The 14,491-nt window shown below is 59.1% G+C and carries 26 protein-coding genes; all 26 read left to right on the forward strand.

The features are described 5' to 3' along the window. Positions 1–1,056: elongation factor Tu (gene tuf, locus BM252_RS25215; RefSeq protein ID WP_093390506.1), on the forward strand; the 1,056-nt coding region annotated here is incomplete at its 5' end. Positions 1,057–1,244: 188 nt separating this feature from the next. Beyond that, positions 1,245–1,562, forward strand: a complete 318-nt coding sequence (gene rpsJ, locus BM252_RS25220; protein ID WP_038497056.1) for a 30S ribosomal protein S10 — start codon at positions 1,245–1,247, stop codon at positions 1,560–1,562. A gap of 298 nt (positions 1,563–1,860) precedes the next feature. Further along, positions 1,861–4,665: a TonB-dependent receptor plug domain-containing protein gene (locus BM252_RS25225; RefSeq protein WP_245774441.1), complete on the forward strand. Its 2,805-nt coding sequence runs from the start codon at positions 1,861–1,863 to the stop codon at positions 4,663–4,665. A gap of 266 nt (positions 4,666–4,931) precedes the next feature. Then, complete coding sequence (locus BM252_RS25230; protein ID WP_093390437.1) at positions 4,932–5,129, forward strand: hypothetical protein; 198 nt, start codon at positions 4,932–4,934, stop codon at positions 5,127–5,129. Positions 5,130–5,354: 225 nt separating this feature from the next. Beyond that, the gene (locus tag BM252_RS25235; RefSeq protein ID WP_093390438.1) at positions 5,355–5,750 is read left to right on the forward strand and encodes a glutaredoxin family protein; all 396 of its coding nucleotides are present in this window, start codon (positions 5,355–5,357) and stop codon (positions 5,748–5,750) included. A 100-nt stretch (positions 5,751–5,850) separates the two neighbouring features. Then, positions 5,851–6,042, forward strand: a complete 192-nt coding sequence (locus BM252_RS25240) for a hypothetical protein (protein ID WP_093390439.1) — start codon at positions 5,851–5,853, stop codon at positions 6,040–6,042. 68 nt (positions 6,043–6,110) lie between these two features. Continuing rightward, on the forward strand, positions 6,111–6,296 hold the full coding sequence (locus tag BM252_RS30500; RefSeq protein ID WP_139236746.1) for a hypothetical protein: 186 nt from the start codon (positions 6,111–6,113) through the stop codon (positions 6,294–6,296). A gap of 56 nt (positions 6,297–6,352) precedes the next feature. Then, entirely contained in the window at positions 6,353–6,550 is a 198-nt protein-coding gene (locus BM252_RS25245) for a hypothetical protein (RefSeq protein WP_093390440.1), read from the forward strand. A gap of 74 nt (positions 6,551–6,624) precedes the next feature. Beyond that, positions 6,625–6,825 carry a hypothetical protein gene (locus BM252_RS25250; protein WP_093390441.1) on the forward strand — a complete coding sequence of 67 codons (201 nt, stop codon included), beginning with the start codon at positions 6,625–6,627 and terminating at the stop codon, positions 6,823–6,825. Between the two features lie 37 nt (positions 6,826–6,862). Beyond that, positions 6,863–7,057: a hypothetical protein gene (locus BM252_RS25255; RefSeq protein ID WP_093390442.1), complete on the forward strand. Its 195-nt coding sequence runs from the start codon at positions 6,863–6,865 to the stop codon at positions 7,055–7,057. 84 nt (positions 7,058–7,141) lie between these two features. Then, on the forward strand, positions 7,142–7,327 hold the full coding sequence (locus tag BM252_RS25260; protein ID WP_093390443.1) for a hypothetical protein: 186 nt from the start codon (positions 7,142–7,144) through the stop codon (positions 7,325–7,327). A gap of 106 nt (positions 7,328–7,433) precedes the next feature. Then, complete coding sequence (locus BM252_RS31230; protein ID WP_174900680.1) at positions 7,434–7,607, forward strand: hypothetical protein; 174 nt, start codon at positions 7,434–7,436, stop codon at positions 7,605–7,607. A gap of 297 nt (positions 7,608–7,904) precedes the next feature. Then, the gene (rplC, locus tag BM252_RS25265) at positions 7,905–8,561 is read left to right on the forward strand and encodes a 50S ribosomal protein L3 (RefSeq protein ID WP_093390444.1); all 657 of its coding nucleotides are present in this window, start codon (positions 7,905–7,907) and stop codon (positions 8,559–8,561) included. Between the two features lie 3 nt (positions 8,562–8,564). After that, complete coding sequence (rplD, locus tag BM252_RS25270; RefSeq protein ID WP_093390445.1) at positions 8,565–9,185, forward strand: 50S ribosomal protein L4; 621 nt, start codon at positions 8,565–8,567, stop codon at positions 9,183–9,185. Then, a complete protein-coding gene (rplW, locus tag BM252_RS25275; RefSeq protein ID WP_093390446.1) occupies positions 9,182–9,499 on the forward strand; it encodes a 50S ribosomal protein L23 in 318 nt (105 codons plus the stop codon). Before rplD ends, rplW begins: the two co-directional genes overlap by 4 nt. Next, positions 9,499–10,326: a 50S ribosomal protein L2 gene (gene rplB, locus BM252_RS25280; protein WP_093390447.1), complete on the forward strand. Its 828-nt coding sequence runs from the start codon at positions 9,499–9,501 to the stop codon at positions 10,324–10,326. Before rplW ends, rplB begins: the two co-directional genes overlap by 1 nt. A 10-nt stretch (positions 10,327–10,336) precedes the next feature. Next, positions 10,337–10,612: a 30S ribosomal protein S19 gene (gene rpsS, locus BM252_RS25285; protein WP_026133139.1), complete on the forward strand. Its 276-nt coding sequence runs from the start codon at positions 10,337–10,339 to the stop codon at positions 10,610–10,612. Beyond that, a complete protein-coding gene (gene rplV / locus BM252_RS25290; RefSeq protein WP_174900687.1) occupies positions 10,609–10,941 on the forward strand; it encodes a 50S ribosomal protein L22 in 333 nt (110 codons plus the stop codon). Before rpsS ends, rplV begins: the two co-directional genes overlap by 4 nt. Before the next feature lie 9 nt (positions 10,942–10,950). Beyond that, positions 10,951–11,775 (forward strand): 30S ribosomal protein S3, encoded by an 825-nt coding sequence (rpsC, locus tag BM252_RS25295; RefSeq protein WP_093390449.1) that lies wholly within the window; start codon positions 10,951–10,953, stop codon positions 11,773–11,775. Positions 11,776–11,777: 2 nt separating this feature from the next. Continuing rightward, on the forward strand, positions 11,778–12,197 hold the full coding sequence (gene rplP / locus BM252_RS25300; RefSeq protein WP_093390450.1) for a 50S ribosomal protein L16: 420 nt from the start codon (positions 11,778–11,780) through the stop codon (positions 12,195–12,197). Positions 12,198–12,210: 13 nt separating this feature from the next. Continuing rightward, the gene (gene rpmC, locus BM252_RS25305; protein ID WP_093390451.1) at positions 12,211–12,402 is read left to right on the forward strand and encodes a 50S ribosomal protein L29; all 192 of its coding nucleotides are present in this window, start codon (positions 12,211–12,213) and stop codon (positions 12,400–12,402) included. Beyond that, positions 12,399–12,671: a 30S ribosomal protein S17 gene (gene rpsQ, locus BM252_RS25310; protein ID WP_093390452.1), complete on the forward strand. Its 273-nt coding sequence runs from the start codon at positions 12,399–12,401 to the stop codon at positions 12,669–12,671. Before rpmC ends, rpsQ begins: the two co-directional genes overlap by 4 nt. Positions 12,672–12,932: 261 nt before the next feature. Then, positions 12,933–13,301, forward strand: coding sequence for a 50S ribosomal protein L14 (gene rplN / locus BM252_RS25315; protein WP_093390453.1), 369 nt, complete (start codon positions 12,933–12,935; stop codon positions 13,299–13,301). Between the two features lie 9 nt (positions 13,302–13,310). After that, the gene (rplX, locus tag BM252_RS25320) at positions 13,311–13,625 is read left to right on the forward strand and encodes a 50S ribosomal protein L24 (RefSeq protein ID WP_093390454.1); all 315 of its coding nucleotides are present in this window, start codon (positions 13,311–13,313) and stop codon (positions 13,623–13,625) included. A 6-nt stretch (positions 13,626–13,631) separates the two neighbouring features. Further along, positions 13,632–14,171, forward strand: coding sequence for a 50S ribosomal protein L5 (gene rplE, locus BM252_RS25325; RefSeq protein ID WP_093390455.1), 540 nt, complete (start codon positions 13,632–13,634; stop codon positions 14,169–14,171). Positions 14,172–14,175: 4 nt separating this feature from the next. Continuing rightward, entirely contained in the window at positions 14,176–14,481 is a 306-nt protein-coding gene (gene rpsN, locus BM252_RS25330) for a 30S ribosomal protein S14 (protein ID WP_093390456.1), read from the forward strand. Positions 14,482–14,491 lie beyond the last annotated feature (10 nt).

Raw genomic sequence — 14,491 nt, forward strand, 5'->3', positions numbered from 1 at the left:
GCATACGACCAGATCGATGCAGCTCCGGAAGAAAAAGCACGCGGCATCACCATCAACACCGCCCACGTCGAGTACGAAACCGCAGCGCGCCACTACGCTCACGTTGACTGCCCAGGCCACGCCGATTACATCAAAAACATGATCACCGGCGCAGCGCAGATGGACGGCGCGATCCTGGTGTGCTCCGCAGCTGACGGCCCAATGCCACAGACCCGCGAACACATCCTGCTGGCCCGCCAAGTTGGCGTTCCATACATCATCGTGTTCCTGAACAAGTGCGACCTGGTCGACGACGCGGAACTGCTGGAACTGGTCGAAATGGAAGTGCGCGAGCTGTTGTCGAAGTACGATTTCCCAGGCGACGACCTGCCAATCGTTAAAGGTTCGGCACGTATGGCACTGGACGGCGACACCGGCCCAATGGGCGAGCAAGCCATCATGCAACTGGCCGAAGCACTCGATTCGTACATCCCTACGCCAGAGCGCGCTGTTGACGGCGCCTTCCTGATGCCAGTGGAAGACGTGTTCTCGATCTCGGGTCGCGGCACCGTTGTGACCGGCCGTATCGAGCGCGGTATCATCAAAGTCGGCGAAGAAATCGAAATCGTCGGCATCACCGACACCGTCAAAACCATCTGCACCGGCGTGGAAATGTTCCGCAAGCTGCTGGACCAGGGTATGGCTGGCGACAACGTCGGTCTGCTGCTGCGCGGCACCAAGCGTGAAGATGTCCAGCGTGGTCAAGTTCTGGCCAAGCCAGGCTCGATCAAGCCGCACAACCACTTCACCGGCGAGATCTATGTGCTGTCGAAAGACGAAGGCGGTCGCCACACCCCGTTCTTCAACAACTATCGTCCACAGTTCTACTTCCGTACCACCGACGTGACCGGTTCGATCGAACTGCCAGCGGACAAAGAAATGGTCATGCCAGGCGACAACGTGTCGATCACCGTCAAGCTGATCAACCCGATCGCCATGGAAGAAGGCCTGCGCTTCGCTATCCGTGAAGGCGGTCGTACCGTCGGCGCCGGTGTTGTTGCAAAAATCATTGCTTAATTCTTGATTTTTAAGAGCTAGCGATAGATGAAAAGGGCAGGGCCGCTCGCGGCGCTGCCCTTTTTTATCGAGCTGCTGAGAACGGCGCGCATTTTGGTGCTATCATGTCGTCCCTAGCAGTATCAAGGTAGTTTTTTTACTTATTGCCGCGCGCCAGCCGCCGCGGTTCGTTCTTTTAAGGAAATACCATGTCGACCCCAAATCAAAAAATCCGTATCCGTCTGAAAGCTTTCGACTACAAGCTGATCGACCAATCCGCTCTGGAAATCGTCGAAACCGCTAAGCGCACCGGCGCCGTGGTCAAGGGTCCAGTACCCCTGCCAACCCGCATCCAGCGTTTCGACGTTCTGCGTTCGCCACACGTCAACAAGACCTCGCGCGACCAGTTCGAGATCCGTACCCACCAGCGTCTGATGGACATCGTTGATCCTACCGACAAGACCGTCGACGCGCTGATGAAGCTGGACCTGCCAGCTGGTGTTGACGTCGAAATCAAACTGCAATAATCATTGCCGAGCCGGCGGGGTGTCCCGCCGGTTCAAGAAGGGGCCGGGCCGGTTCGCATCGCGAACTCGCCCGGCCCCTTTTTTCATGGCGCCACCGGTGCAGCGGGCCCTCCGTTCCAAAAAGCAACAGAGTTCCTTCCAAATCAAGGAATATCGAGAATATCAAGCTGAAAGTCTTTCGTTTTCCGTAGTGATGTGAGACATTCCAGAGTTGCGTGAAAAGCCAGGCCCCTTTTACAACAAGAAGACCTTGGTGAACACGCGGAACTTTTATAAAAAAATTCACCCGGGAGTAGTCTTGAGTCATTTACCTGTTTTGAAGAAAAGCGCCATCGCATTGGCATTGACGCTGGCGTTCTCGCCCTACGCCTCGGCGCAACAAGCGGCCGCCGGCGAGCAAAAAATCCAACGCATCGAGATCACCGGCAGTAGCATCAAGCGCACCGCCTCCGAGGCGGCCGGTTCGATCCAGATCCTCAGCCGCGGCGACATCGAGCGCACCGGCGAGCACACCGCCCTGGGCATCCTGATGTCGTCGAGCGCGATCAGCACCGACATCAGCTCGACCACGGCCAGTTCGGGCAGCTTCGCCACCGGCTCGTCCGGCGTCGCCATGCGCGGCCTGGGCAAGGTCGCCACCTTGGTGCTGGTCAACGGCCGCCGCATCGCCCCCTACGGCCTGTCCGACGGCGCGCAACAGAACTTCACCAACCTCGACGCCATCGCCGCCGAGGCCATCGAGCGCATCGAAATCCTGAAGGACGGCGCCTCCGCCATCTACGGCTCCGACGCCATCGCCGGCGTCATCAACATCATCCTGCGCAAGGACTTCGAGGGCGGCAAGGTGTCGGTCAACTACGAGGCCACCGACGGCTTCCAGGACCGCCGCAACCGCAGCGCCTCGGCCATCTACGGCTACGGCGACATCGACAAGCAGGGCTTCAACACCTACATCACCTTCGAGGGCTACAAGCGCGACGGCTACACCACCGGCGAGCTGGCCAACAGCATCCCGGCCTGGTACCGCAAGACGCCTAGCCACTCGACCTGGGACGCCAAGAGCGCCTACTCGCCGACCGGCAACTACTTCCGCAGCGCGACCAACATCGTCGCCGCGCCCGGCTGCCCGGCCGACCAGATCGATCCGGCCGACAAGCAGTGCAAATTCGACGTCATTCCGTACACCGGCCTGAACACGAACAACAAGCGCTATGCCGCCGTCAGCAACACCCACTTCAAAATCGGCAAGGACATCGACGCCAATTTCGAGATCACCACCGCCGGCGCCACCAACGAGTATCTGGTCGCGCCGCTGCACACCAACCTGGGCGTCGCCACCACCACCAGCAACATCTGGTACAACGCCGTCGGCGGCAAGATGGTCGGCCCGTTCTTCTATCCGAAACTGCCGGTCGGCCATCCGAACAATCCGTACAGCACGCCGACCGAGTTCCGCGCCCGCCTGATGGACACCGGCAACGGCTTCAACTTCAACCGCACCGAGTCGGACCAAACCCGCGCCATGCTGGCCTTGAACGGCACGCTCGGCGACTTCGACTGGAAATCGGCGGTCGGCTACATGACCTCGTCGGCCAGCAAGTCGACCCGCGCCGCCAGCGCCAAGGGTTACACCGATGCGATCGTCAACGGCACCTACAAGTTCGGCCAGCAAAACGATCCGGCCCTGCTCGAGTCGATGTTCCCGGTCCGCACCACCGAGGGCAAGTCGACCATCTCCTTCTTCGACGCCACCGTCACGGGCGAAGTGGCGCAACTGCCGGCCGGTCCGCTGAGCATCGCGCTGGGCACCAACCTGCGTCGCGAATCCTACGAAATGAAGAGCTCGGACAACGTGCTCAACGGCGACTTGGTCGGCATCTTCGGCCTGCAGGTCAAGGACCGCGTCAGCCAGTACGCCGTGTTCGGCGAAGCCACCATCCCGGTGATCAAGCGCGTCGAGTTGAGCGCCGCCCTGCGCGCCGACAAGACCAGCGGCACCGAGGCCCACCTCTCGCCTAAGCTGGGCCTGCGCGTCAATGCCACCGACTCGCTGTTGCTGCGCGCCACGGCCGCCGGCGGCTTCCGCGCGCCGAACATCGTCGAATCGGGCAACGGTCTGGGCCGTAGTTCGGTCTCCACCAAGGTGGAGGACCCGCGCCGCTGCCCAACCGCCGCCGCGCTGAACAAGCTGGTGCAGGATTCGCCGAGCGCGACCACCAGCGACAAGCAACTGGCCAACACCTACCAGAGCAACGATTGCTCGGGCTCGCTGCCGGGCTTCGTCAAGTCGAACCCCGACCTGAAGCCGGAAACCTCGCGTTCGTACACGCTGGGCCTGGTGTTCGAGCCGATCAAGAACCTGACCTTCGCACTCGATTACTACAACATCGAGCGCAAGGACGAAATCGGCACCCGCGCCACCGTCGACATCCTGAAGGGCGAGGCCTCGCTGCCGGCCGGCCAACTGCTGCGCGTCGACAACAGCGGCACCGACAACGACTTCCTGGCGCTGGTCAAGAAGTACGCTCCGGGCAACACCACCAACTTCCAGGGCGTCGGCAAGCTGGGCCTGGTGTACAACCCGTATGTCAACTCCGGCAAGACGCGTGCTTCCGGCTTCGACTTCGACATCACCAGCCGCTTCACGCTGAAGGACATCGGCGACGTGAAGGTCAAGCTCGAGGGTGCCTACGCCCTGAACTACCAGAACTTCAGCGTCTCCGACAACGCCTACAGCCCTAGCACCGTCGGCAACTACGACGGCGAGGCGCGCCTGAACATGAAGTTGCGCAGCTCGCTGAAATCGGGCGACTTCGACAACAGCGTGACGGTCAACTACACCGGCGGCTATGCCAACAACAACGAGGCGTCGCCGACCTACTGCGTCACGCAGAAGGTTTCCGCCGAAAACATGTCGGCCTGCGAACGGGTGCGCAGCAACACCACGGTCGACTACAGCGTGACCTACTCGGGCATCAAGAACGTCAAGTTGAGCTTCTACATCAACAACTTGTTGCATCAGGATTCGCCGGTCGCATGGCGTCGCACCGACTATCTGCTGCAGCCGCGCACCTTCGCGGCGAACGCGTCCTACTCGTTCTAATTCCTCGGCAACTCGAGGGCTGAAAAACCAGGCACGCCGTGCCTGGTTTTTTTTTGGTTCTTGCCGGTCCGCCGCGAAGAGCGTACCAATTTCGCAACCATCAACAATACCTATTTATTAAAAGTATTGTTTTGGTAATTCTCCTATGTTAACTTCATATGCCCATGCAGCTTTTGCCTGGACGCCGGCGTGCCGGTGCGCACGTCGAGCAGCGCTCCGGCAGCACCTGCAAGCAAGTCCACATCGTCAACTTTGGAGAGTCCGCAATGAAGATCAAGCCACTTTTGTTCATGTTCGCCCTCGGCCTCGGCAGCGCGACGGTGTATGCCGACACGCCACGGGGCCAATGCCTGGCCGATTGCAACAGGTCCTACGAGCGCTGCAACGGGCCGGTATCGGACGCCCCCGACCCTTGGTGCATCGAGCAGCTCACCTATTGCCAAGACGCCTGCGACGCCCTGTGATCGGTTCCGGCCGCGCGCGGCCGGCGTAGTAAATACGCAACTCGAATTCATATATCTTTACTAAAAGTATATTTTAGGTAATATTGATATGCCGATTTCATATAGGTAGGCGAAATCGGCGAGGGCAGGGCGGTTCCCGATCGGAGCGCGCCCTGATGTTCCCGCCGCGCGCCGCACCGGCACGCCCATTGGCGGTCTCTCCATCGGAAACAAGGCCGAGTCGACATGTTGATCCAGAAACTGAAGCAAACCGTTTCCTATCTGCTGGTGCTCGGCGCCGGCCTCGGCGCCGGCTACGTCGCCGTGCACGCCCCGCAGTGGCTCAAATCGCCCTACACCGAGGGCAACTACGCCGCCTACTTCCCCGACGCCAAGACCCAGGTGGTGGTCTACGGCACCAAGCACTGCCCCTATTGCGCCAAGACACGCGACTATCTGCGCGGCCAGAACATCGCCTTCGCCGACTTCGACATCGAGGACTCCAGCAAGGCCCGCGAGGAGTTCAAACGCCTCGACGGCGAGGGCGTGCCCGTCATCCTGATCGGCAACCGCCGCATCGCCGGCTTCAACCAGGCCGCCATCGAGGACGCGCTCAAGCGCGCCAGCAAGCCCGGCGCCTGAGCCGCTAGAACACATCGCAACACCGCTGTGGCGGGCAGGGCGTGCGGACGGCGCGCCCGGCCTGTATCCGTCCGTCCGATTTGCCATCTGGAGACGCACCATGAAAGTGAAATTGTCGCTGTTCCTGTTCGCCCTCGGCCTGGGCGCTTCCGCCGCCAACGCCCGCCCGCCCAACTGGGAGTGCCTGCAGGGTTGCAACGCCGTCTACAAGTACTGCCTGAAGTCGCAGCCGAGCGAGGTCTGCGCCGCCGAGCGCCAACAGTGCCGGGAAGAGTGCATCGGCGCCGAATAGGCATCGCGGCGGCCGCCGCAGCGGCCGCCATTGTCGCTACGATTCGACCTTTTTAAGGACTACAAAAGATGAAAAAGGGAATTGCCTTGTTCCTGTTTGCGCTCGGCCTGGGTTGCTCGCTGGCCAACGCCGACCCGAACTGTCACAACCGGTGCGACCTCAAGTATCAGGCTTGCCTGGCGAAGCACCCGGGCAGTCTGCAATGCAAAGACGATTTGTATCAGTGCCGCGCCGACTGCTCCAACCATAACTGAGCACCACTTCCCAATGGCCCGCTGCCGCGTTTGAACCCACGATTGGAGAATGATCGATGAAGCTGAAGCTGAAACTGTCCCTGTTTATGTTCGCCCTCGGCCTGGGCGGCTCGACCGCCACCGCCTACGCCGGCGGCAACTGGTGCCTGAACCAATGCCAGGCCGAATGGCGCTACTGCGTCAGCCACAACGGCGGCCCGCAGTGCAACGACACGCTGACCGCGTGCCGCCACTTCTGCCTGCGTGACGAGTAAGAGCAAGCCGGGGCCGGCGCGTGCGTGCCGGCCCATCACCCCGTTGTCTATCCAACTGACTTGGAGGAAGCACCATGAAAGCCAAACTGATGCTGTTTGTGTTCGCACTCGGCCTGGGCAGCGCGACCGTGTACGCCGAAACCCCGCAGCACCAATGCCAAACCCAGTGCCAAAAGGCCTACAAGCGCTGCACCGGCGGCATCCTGACGCCGGAACCGAACGAGGCCTGCCTGCAGCAGCTTTCCGATTGCTTGGACACCTGCGAAGGCCTGTAGTCCGGCGCCGAGCGCAGCAACTGAAGGGACCGAAAAAATGAACAAGTTGAAGTTGTCGCTGTTCCTGTTCACCCTCGGCCTGGGCGCCTCGAGCGCCTACGCCAACGACCCGGTGTACGCCTGCTACAAGCAGTGCGCCGAGAACTACCGCCAGTGCGTCGGCTTCGGCACAGGCCTGCCGTGCCAGCAATGGCGCGAGGAGTGCGACGCCGGCTGTCCCGACATGGTGTAGCCGAAGCCGTAGCAAGCAGCGTCGCCGCCGTGGCGCGGCATGGCGGCGCCGCAGTCGCCATCCGCGCAGCCACTTGGAGAGAAGATGAAGCTGAAAATCCGTATGTTCCTGTTCGCGCTGGGCCTGGGTAGCTCGATGGCCTGGGCCCAGCCCAACCTGAACACCTGCCTGAACCAGTGCACCTACGACTACAACCAGTGCCGCGCCAACGGCCAGCCCTCGTGCGGCGCCATCCGCAGCGCCTGCGTGGGCGACTGCTACCGCCAGTAAGCCGGCGTCCGCTTCGCGGCGGCGTCGTTTTGGAGCCGGGGCGGCGCCGCCGCCCCCTCCCGTCCGGGCGCCGTCGCGCACCCGGTCCTACCACCAGGAGACTGCAATGAAAACCAAATTGGCCCTGTTCCTCTTCGCCCTCGGACTGGGCAGCTCGATGGCCGTCGCCTCGACGCCCTGCACCTACCAGTGCGATGTGCAATACCGCTCCTGCCTGCAATACAGCAGCGCCGCTGAGTGCCGCGCCCTCAGGCTGGAGTGCTACGGCGAGTGCATGTAGCGGCTGCCGGCCCCGCGTCCGGCGCCCGCGGCGGGGCCGGACGAGGGGTGCTCCTCGCGCCCCCTGCGGCGCGGCCGCGGCCGCGCCGCGCCTGCCTTTCCGCCCGATCTCCCCTGCCGCCGCCCGCGCCCGCCTGCGCCGCCACGCCGCCGCCACATACCCCGTATTAAGTTGTTGCGTCAAGACCCTTTTCGGGATACACTAGCCGGCTTCGGTATGGATTCGCCCTTTTTGAGTTCATACGTTACTTTGTAGTTAAACAAGCCCCGCCCAATCGCAGGTGGGAATGGAGAAAAAATGAGCCTAGGCCTCCTCGGTCGCAAGGTTGGTATGATGCGCATTTTCACGGACGAAGGGGATTCGATTCCTGTCACCGTGTTGGACGTATCGAACAATCGTGTTGCGCAAATCAAAACTCCTGAAACAGACGGTTACTCCGCTGTTCAGGTCGCATTCGGTCAACGTCGCGCTTCCCGCGTGACCAAGGCTGTTGCTGGTCACCACGCCAAAGCTGGTGTTGAAGCCGGTACTCTGTTGAAAGAGTTCCGCGTCGACGCCACCAAGGCAGCAGAACTGAAAGCCGGCGATGTCGTTGCCGCTTCCCTGTTCGAAGTCGGCCAAAAGGTCGACGTCCAAGGCGTTACGATTGGTAAAGGTTACGCTGGCGTCATCAAGCGTTACCACTTCGGTTCCGGCCGCGCTACCCACGGTAACTCCCGTTCGCACAACGTTCCAGGCTCCATCGGTATGGCGCAAGATCCAGGTCGCGTTTTCCCTGGTAAGCGCATGACCGGTCACCTGGGTGACGTTAACCGTACGATCCAGAACCTCGTCATCGCTCGTATCGACGCCGACCGCCAGCTGCTGCTGGTCAAGGGTGCGATTCCAGGCGCGAAAAATGGCCAGGTCGTAGTGTCGCCAGCCGTCAAAACCAAAGCCAAGAAGGGAGCTTAAACGATGGAACTCAAGCTCTTGAACGCGCAAGGTCAAGCCGCCTCGAACGTCGCCGCCGCCGATACCATTTTCGGTCGTGACTACAACGAAGCGCTGATCCACCAAGTCGTCGTCGCCTATCAGGCGAACGCACGCGGCGGTAACCGCAAACAGAAAGACCGTGAAGAAGTTCACCACACGACGAAAAAGCCATGGCGCCAAAAAGGTACCGGCCGCGCTCGTGCTGGTATGTCGTCGTCGCCACTGTGGCGCGGCGGTGGTCGGATCTTCCCGAACTCGCCTGACGAGAACTTCACCCACAAAGTGAACAAAAAGATGTATCGCGCAGGTATCTGCTCGATCCTGTCCCAGCTGGCCCGCGAAGACCGTCTGACGATCATCGAAGATCTGACGATCGAAGCGCCAAAGACCAAGCTGTTGTCGCAAAAGCTGACCGGTATGGGTTTCGACTCCGTGCTGATCATCACCGACACGCTGGACGAGAACCTGCTGCTGGCATCGCGCAACCTGCCGAACGTGCTGGTTGTTGAACCACGTCACGCAGATCCAATGTCCCTGGTGTTCTACAAGAAGATCCTGGTCACCAAAGCTGCACTGGCTAAGATTGAGGAGATGCTGGCATGAGCGCGGTATTGAAATTTAGCGAAGAGCGCCTGATGAAGGTGCTGCTGGCTCCGGTCATTTCCGAAAAGGCCACCATGGTCGCGGAAAAGAACGAGCAGATCGTATTCCGTGTCACCAAGGATGCGACCAAGCCAGAAATCAAAGCAGCCGTTGAACTGTTGTTCAAGGTTGAGGTTCTGTCGGTTCAGACAGCCAACCGCCAAGGTAAGCAGAAGCGCACCGGTGCCCACACCGGCCGTCGCAACCATACCAAACGCGCTTTCGTGTGCCTGAAGCCCGGCCAGGAAATCAACTTCTCCGAGGAGGCTAAATAATGGCACTCGTTAAGATGAAACCAACCTCGCCAGGCCGTCGTGGCATGGTAAAAGTGGTGAACCCAGACCTGTACAAAGGTCGTCCGTTCGCTGCTCTGGTTGAGAAAAAATCCAAAACTGCTGGTCGTAACAACAACGGCCACATCACCACCCGCCACATCGGCGGTGGTCATAAGCAGCACTATCGCCTGATCGACTTCAAGCGCCAGAAAGATGGTATTCCAGCGAAAGTGGAACGGATCGAATACGATCCAAACCGCACCGCGAACATCGCTCTGCTGTGCTACGCCGACGGCGAGCGCCAGTACATCATCGCTACCAAGGGCATGGCCGTTGGCGACAGCGTGATGAACGGTTCGGAAGCGCCTATCAAGTCGGGCAACTGCCTGCCGATCCGCAACATCCCGGTCGGTACCATCATGCACTGCGTCGAAATGCTGCCAGGTAAGGGTGCCCAGATGGCCCGTACCGCCGGCGCCGGCGTCGTCCTGATGGCCCGCGAAGGCACCTACGCTCAAGTGCGTCTGCGCTCGGGTGAAGTGCGTCGCGTGCACATCGAGTGCCGTGCCACCGTGGGTGAAGTCGGCAACGCCGAACACAGCCTGCGTAAAATCGGTAAGGCCGGCGCGATGCGCTGGCGCGGTGTTCGTCCTACCGTTCGCGGTGTGGTCATGAACCCGGTCGATCACCCGCACGGTGGTGGTGAAGGTAAAACAGCAGCTGGTCGTCATCCAGTTTCGCCTTGGGGCCAACAGACTAAGGGTAAGAAGACACGCCGTAACAAGCGTACTACTTCCATGATCGTCTCGCGCCGCGGCAAGAAATAAGGGGTAGCACATGACACGTTCATTGAAAAAAGGGCCGTTTTGTGACGCCCACCTGGTGAAAAAAGTCGAAGCCGCGCAAGCGATCAAAGACAAAAAGCCAATCAAAACCTGGTCCCGCCGTTCGACCATCATGCCTGACTTCATCGGCCTGACGATCGCTGTTCACAACGGCAAACTGCACGTTCCCGTGTACGTTTCCGAGAACATGGTTGGTCACAAGCTCGGCGAATTCGCGCTGACCCGCACGTTCAAGGGCCATGCCGCTGACAAGAAGGCGAAGAAATAATGGAAACCAAAGCTATCCTCAAAGGTGTGCGCTTGTCGGATCAAAAGGGTCGCCTCGTCGCTGACCTGATCCGCGGCAAGAAAGTTGACGCTGCGCTCAACATTCTGCAATTCAGCCCAAAAAAGGGCGCGACCATCATCAAGAAGGTTCTGGAGTCGGCTATCGCCAACGCCGAGCACAATGATGGCGCGGACATCGACGAACTGTTCGTGAAAACGATCTACGTCGAAAAGGGCCCGATCCTGAAGCGCTTTACTGCACGCGCTAAAGGCCGGGGTGATCGTATCTCGAAGCAATCCTGTCACATTTTCGTGACTGTCGGCAACTAAGGAGTCACGATGGGACAGAAGATACATCCAACAGGCTTCCGCCTTTCGGTTACCCGTAACTGGGCATCGCGTTGGTACGCTGGCAACGGTAATTTCGCTGCCATGCTCAACGAAGATCTGAAAGCACGCGCCTACCTGAAAACCAAACTGAAGAACGCTTCGGTTGGCCGCATCGTCATCGAGCGTCCTGCCAAGAACGCGCGCTTCACGATCTACAGCTCGCGTCCGGGCGTGGTCATCGGTAAAAAAGGCGAAGATATCGAAGTGCTGAAAGCGGCCCTGACCAAAATCATGGGTGTGCCGGTACACGTCAATATCGAAGAGATCCGCAAGCCGGAAATCGACTCGCAGCTGATCGCCGATTCGATCGCCCAACAGCTGGAAAAACGCATCATGTTCCGTCGCGCCATGAAACGCGCGATGCAGAACGCCATGCGTCTGGGTGCCCTGGGCATCAAGATCATGTCGTCGGGTCGTCTGAACGGTATCGAAATCGCTCGTAAAGAGTGGTATCGCGAAGGTCGCGTGCCTCTGCACACCCTGCGCGCCGATATCGACTACGGTACCAGCGAAGCGTCGACCACCTACGGCATCATCGGTGTCAAGGTGTGGGTGTACAAGGGTGACCGCGCGCCGAACGGCGACGCACCAGTCATCGACACCCCGCCGGACGAGAAGAAAAGCCGCGGTCCACGTCGTGACGACGGCAAACCAGCTGGCCGTCCGCGTCCAGCCGGCGCCGGTGCGAAACCAACCACAGCACCAGGTGCACGTGTGCGTACCGCCGCTAAACCGGCCGTCGTTGCTGCGCCAGCTGAGAAAGCAGGAGAATAATCATGCTGCAACCAGCACGCAGAAAGTATCGTAAAGAGCAGAAAGGCCGTAACACCGGTATTTCGCACAGCCGCGGCACCGCCGTGTCGTTCGGCGAATTCGGTCTGAAAGCTGTTGCCCGTGGTCGTATCACGGCACGCCAAATCGAGGCAGCACGTCGCGCCATGACCCGTCACATCAAACGTGGCGGTCGTATCTGGATCCGCGTGTTCCCGGACAAGCCAATCTCGAACAAGCCTGCCGAAGTCCGTATGGGTAACGGTAAGGGTAATCCAGAGTACTACGTCGCTGAAATCCAGCCAGGCAAAGTCCTGTACGAGATGGACGGCGTGGACGAAGCGCTGGCACGGGAAGCTTTCCGTCTTGCCGCCGCTAAACTGCCACTGGCCACGACCTTCGTCGTGCGTCAAGTTGGCCAATAATTGGAGTTGAATTATGAAAGCAACTGAACTCCGCGGCAAAGACCAGGCAGCTCTGCAAAAAGAGTTGAATGACCTGTTGAAGGCACAGTTCGGCATGCGTATGCAAATCGCTACGCAGCAGCTGAGCAACACTTCGCAGCTCAAGAAGGTACGCCGCGACATCGCGCGTGTAAAGACGGTAATGAACATCAAGGAAGCCAAATGACCGAACCAGTGAAAAAGCCGCTCAAGCGCACGCTGATCGGTAAAGTGGTGTCCGACAAGATGGACAAGACCGTTACCGTTCTGATCGAACGTCACGTCAAGCATCCTTTGTACGGCAAGATCATCATGCGCTCGAACAAGTATCACGCGCATGACGAAACCAACCAGGTCAAAGCCGGTGACACGGTCGAGATCCAGGAAGGTCGCCCGATCTCCAAAACGAAGGCATGGACCGTGACTCGTGTGGTGCAAGCCGCACAAATCGTTTAATTAGGAAAACCCCGCTCCGGCAACGGCGCGGGGTGTTTTTAATTAGTTCTTGCAAGCCCGCAAATTGTATGTAATACTTGCGGGCTTCGTTCATGTAACGCCGCAAAGTGTCTGGTCACAGACGGTAGCACCAGCGGTCAGTGCAGTACGAAGGTCAAGCACCCAAACAGCGGGGCCCCACGGGCGCCACTGGCGGGACCAAGACTGACCGCGGGTCTACATTGTGTGGATTCTTCGGCTTAAGTTGGGAAAGAGAATACTATGATTCAAACTGAAAGCCGGCTCGAAGTGGCTGACAATACCGGTGCCAAAGAAGTCATGTGCATCAAGGTATTGGGCGGCTCCAAGCGCCGTTATGCTGGCATCGGCGACGTGATCAAGGTAACCGTTAAGGTTGCTGCGCCACGTGGCCGTGTCAAAAAAGGTGAAATTTATAACGCCGTGGTTGTGCGCACCGCTAAAGGTGTTCGCCGCCAAGACGGTTCCCTGGTGAAGTTCGACAGCAACGCTGCTGTTCTGCTCAACGCCAAGCTGGAACCGATCGGTACCCGTATTTTTGGACCAGTCACGCGCGAACTGCGCACTGAAAAGTTCATGAAGATCGTGTCCCTGGCACCGGAAGTCCTGTAAGGAGTCGTAATGGATAAGATTCGTAAAAACGACGAAGTCATCGTTCTGACCGGGAAAGATAAGGGCAAACGTGGCGTGGTACAGCAGCGTATCGATGCTGAGCACGTCGTGGTTGAAGGCATCAACGTCGCCAAAAAAGCGACCAAGCCTAACCCAATGACTGGCGTTCAAGGTGGTATCGTCGACAAGACAATGCCGATTCACGTGTCCAACGTTGCATTGTTCAATGCAGCGTCTGGCAAGGCAGACCGTGTTGGTTTCAAAGAAGTGGACGGCAAAAAAGTCCGCGTCTTTAAATCGTCCGGCGAAGTAGTGAAGGCTTAAGAAATCATGGCACGTCTCCAAGAGTTCTATAAAGATAAAGTCGTTGCCGACCTGACCACGAAATTTGGTTACAAGTCGGTAATGGAAGTTCCACGTCTGACCAAGATCACCCTGAACATGGGTGTTGGTGAGGCTATCGCTGACAAGAAGGTCCTTGAGCACGCTGTTGGCGATCTGACCAAGATCGCCGGCCAGAAGCCAGTGACCACCAAGTCGCGTAAAGCAATCGCGGGTTTCAAAATCCGTGAAGGCTACCCGATCGGTACCATGGTCACCCTGCGCGGCGCTCGCATGTACGAGTTCCTGGATCGCTTCATCACCGTGGCCCTGCCGCGCGTGCGCGATTTCCGTGGTGTGTCCGGTCGTTCGTTCGACGGTCGTGGCAACTACAACATCGGTGTCAAGGAACAGATCATCTTCCCTGAGATCGAGTACGACAAGATTGATGCGCTGCGTGGTATGAACATTTCGATCACCACCACCGCCAAGACCGACGACGAAGCGAAAGCACTCCTCGCCGCCTTTAAATTCCCGTTCAGAAACTGAGATCATGGCAAAACTCGCACTGATTAATCGTGAGCAGAAACGTGTCGACCTGGCAAACAAGTTTGCCGGCAAGCGCGCTTCGCTGAAGGCCATCATTGATGACCAGTCGAAGTCGGAAGAAGAGCGTTACGAAGCTCGCCTGAAACTGCAGGCGCTGCCACGTAACTCCGCTCCGACTCGCCAGCGTAACCGCTGCGCCATCACCGGTCGTCCTCGCGGCACATTCCGTAAATTCGGTCTGGGTCGTATCAAGCTCCGTGAATTCGCCATGCGTGGTGAGATCCCGGGTATGACTAAAGCAAGCTGGTAATAGGAGAATA

The organism is Rugamonas rubra (genome assembly GCF_900114705.1).
Lineage (GTDB): Bacteria > Pseudomonadota > Gammaproteobacteria > Burkholderiales > Burkholderiaceae_D > Rugamonas > Rugamonas rubra.

Excerpts from the sequence above, each read along its gene's own strand:
- rplD (WP_093390445.1), top strand. The coding sequence starts at position 8,565 with ATGGAACTCAAGCTCTTGAACGCGCAAGGTCAAGCCGCCTCGAACGTC.
- rpmC (WP_093390451.1), top strand. The coding sequence starts at position 12,211 with ATGAAAGCAACTGAACTCCGCGGCAAAGACCAGGCAGCTCTGCAAAAA.
- BM252_RS25240 (WP_093390439.1), top strand. The coding sequence starts at position 5,851 with ATGAAAGTGAAATTGTCGCTGTTCCTGTTCGCCCTCGGCCTGGGCGCT.
- BM252_RS25230 (WP_093390437.1), top strand. The coding sequence starts at position 4,932 with ATGAAGATCAAGCCACTTTTGTTCATGTTCGCCCTCGGCCTCGGCAGC.
- BM252_RS25245 (WP_093390440.1), top strand. The coding sequence starts at position 6,353 with ATGAAGCTGAAGCTGAAACTGTCCCTGTTTATGTTCGCCCTCGGCCTG.
- BM252_RS31230 (WP_174900680.1), top strand. The coding sequence starts at position 7,434 with ATGAAAACCAAATTGGCCCTGTTCCTCTTCGCCCTCGGACTGGGCAGC.
- BM252_RS30500 (WP_139236746.1), top strand. The coding sequence starts at position 6,111 with ATGAAAAAGGGAATTGCCTTGTTCCTGTTTGCGCTCGGCCTGGGTTGC.
- rplN (WP_093390453.1), top strand. The coding sequence starts at position 12,933 with ATGATTCAAACTGAAAGCCGGCTCGAAGTGGCTGACAATACCGGTGCC.
- rplW (WP_093390446.1), top strand. The coding sequence starts at position 9,182 with ATGAGCGCGGTATTGAAATTTAGCGAAGAGCGCCTGATGAAGGTGCTG.
- BM252_RS25250 (WP_093390441.1), top strand. The coding sequence starts at position 6,625 with ATGAAAGCCAAACTGATGCTGTTTGTGTTCGCACTCGGCCTGGGCAGC.
- rpsC (WP_093390449.1), top strand. The coding sequence starts at position 10,951 with ATGGGACAGAAGATACATCCAACAGGCTTCCGCCTTTCGGTTACCCGT.
- rplE (WP_093390455.1), top strand. The coding sequence starts at position 13,632 with ATGGCACGTCTCCAAGAGTTCTATAAAGATAAAGTCGTTGCCGACCTG.
- rpsS (WP_026133139.1), top strand. The coding sequence starts at position 10,337 with ATGACACGTTCATTGAAAAAAGGGCCGTTTTGTGACGCCCACCTGGTG.
- rplB (WP_093390447.1), top strand. The coding sequence starts at position 9,499 with ATGGCACTCGTTAAGATGAAACCAACCTCGCCAGGCCGTCGTGGCATG.
- rpsJ (WP_038497056.1), top strand. The coding sequence starts at position 1,245 with ATGTCGACCCCAAATCAAAAAATCCGTATCCGTCTGAAAGCTTTCGAC.
- rpsN (WP_093390456.1), top strand. The coding sequence starts at position 14,176 with ATGGCAAAACTCGCACTGATTAATCGTGAGCAGAAACGTGTCGACCTG.
- rplX (WP_093390454.1), top strand. The coding sequence starts at position 13,311 with ATGGATAAGATTCGTAAAAACGACGAAGTCATCGTTCTGACCGGGAAA.
- BM252_RS25260 (WP_093390443.1), top strand. The coding sequence starts at position 7,142 with ATGAAGCTGAAAATCCGTATGTTCCTGTTCGCGCTGGGCCTGGGTAGC.
- rpsQ (WP_093390452.1), top strand. The coding sequence starts at position 12,399 with ATGACCGAACCAGTGAAAAAGCCGCTCAAGCGCACGCTGATCGGTAAA.
- rplP (WP_093390450.1), top strand. The coding sequence starts at position 11,778 with ATGCTGCAACCAGCACGCAGAAAGTATCGTAAAGAGCAGAAAGGCCGT.
- BM252_RS25235 (WP_093390438.1), top strand. The coding sequence starts at position 5,355 with ATGTTGATCCAGAAACTGAAGCAAACCGTTTCCTATCTGCTGGTGCTC.
- BM252_RS25255 (WP_093390442.1), top strand. The coding sequence starts at position 6,863 with ATGAACAAGTTGAAGTTGTCGCTGTTCCTGTTCACCCTCGGCCTGGGC.
- rplC (WP_093390444.1), top strand. The coding sequence starts at position 7,905 with ATGAGCCTAGGCCTCCTCGGTCGCAAGGTTGGTATGATGCGCATTTTC.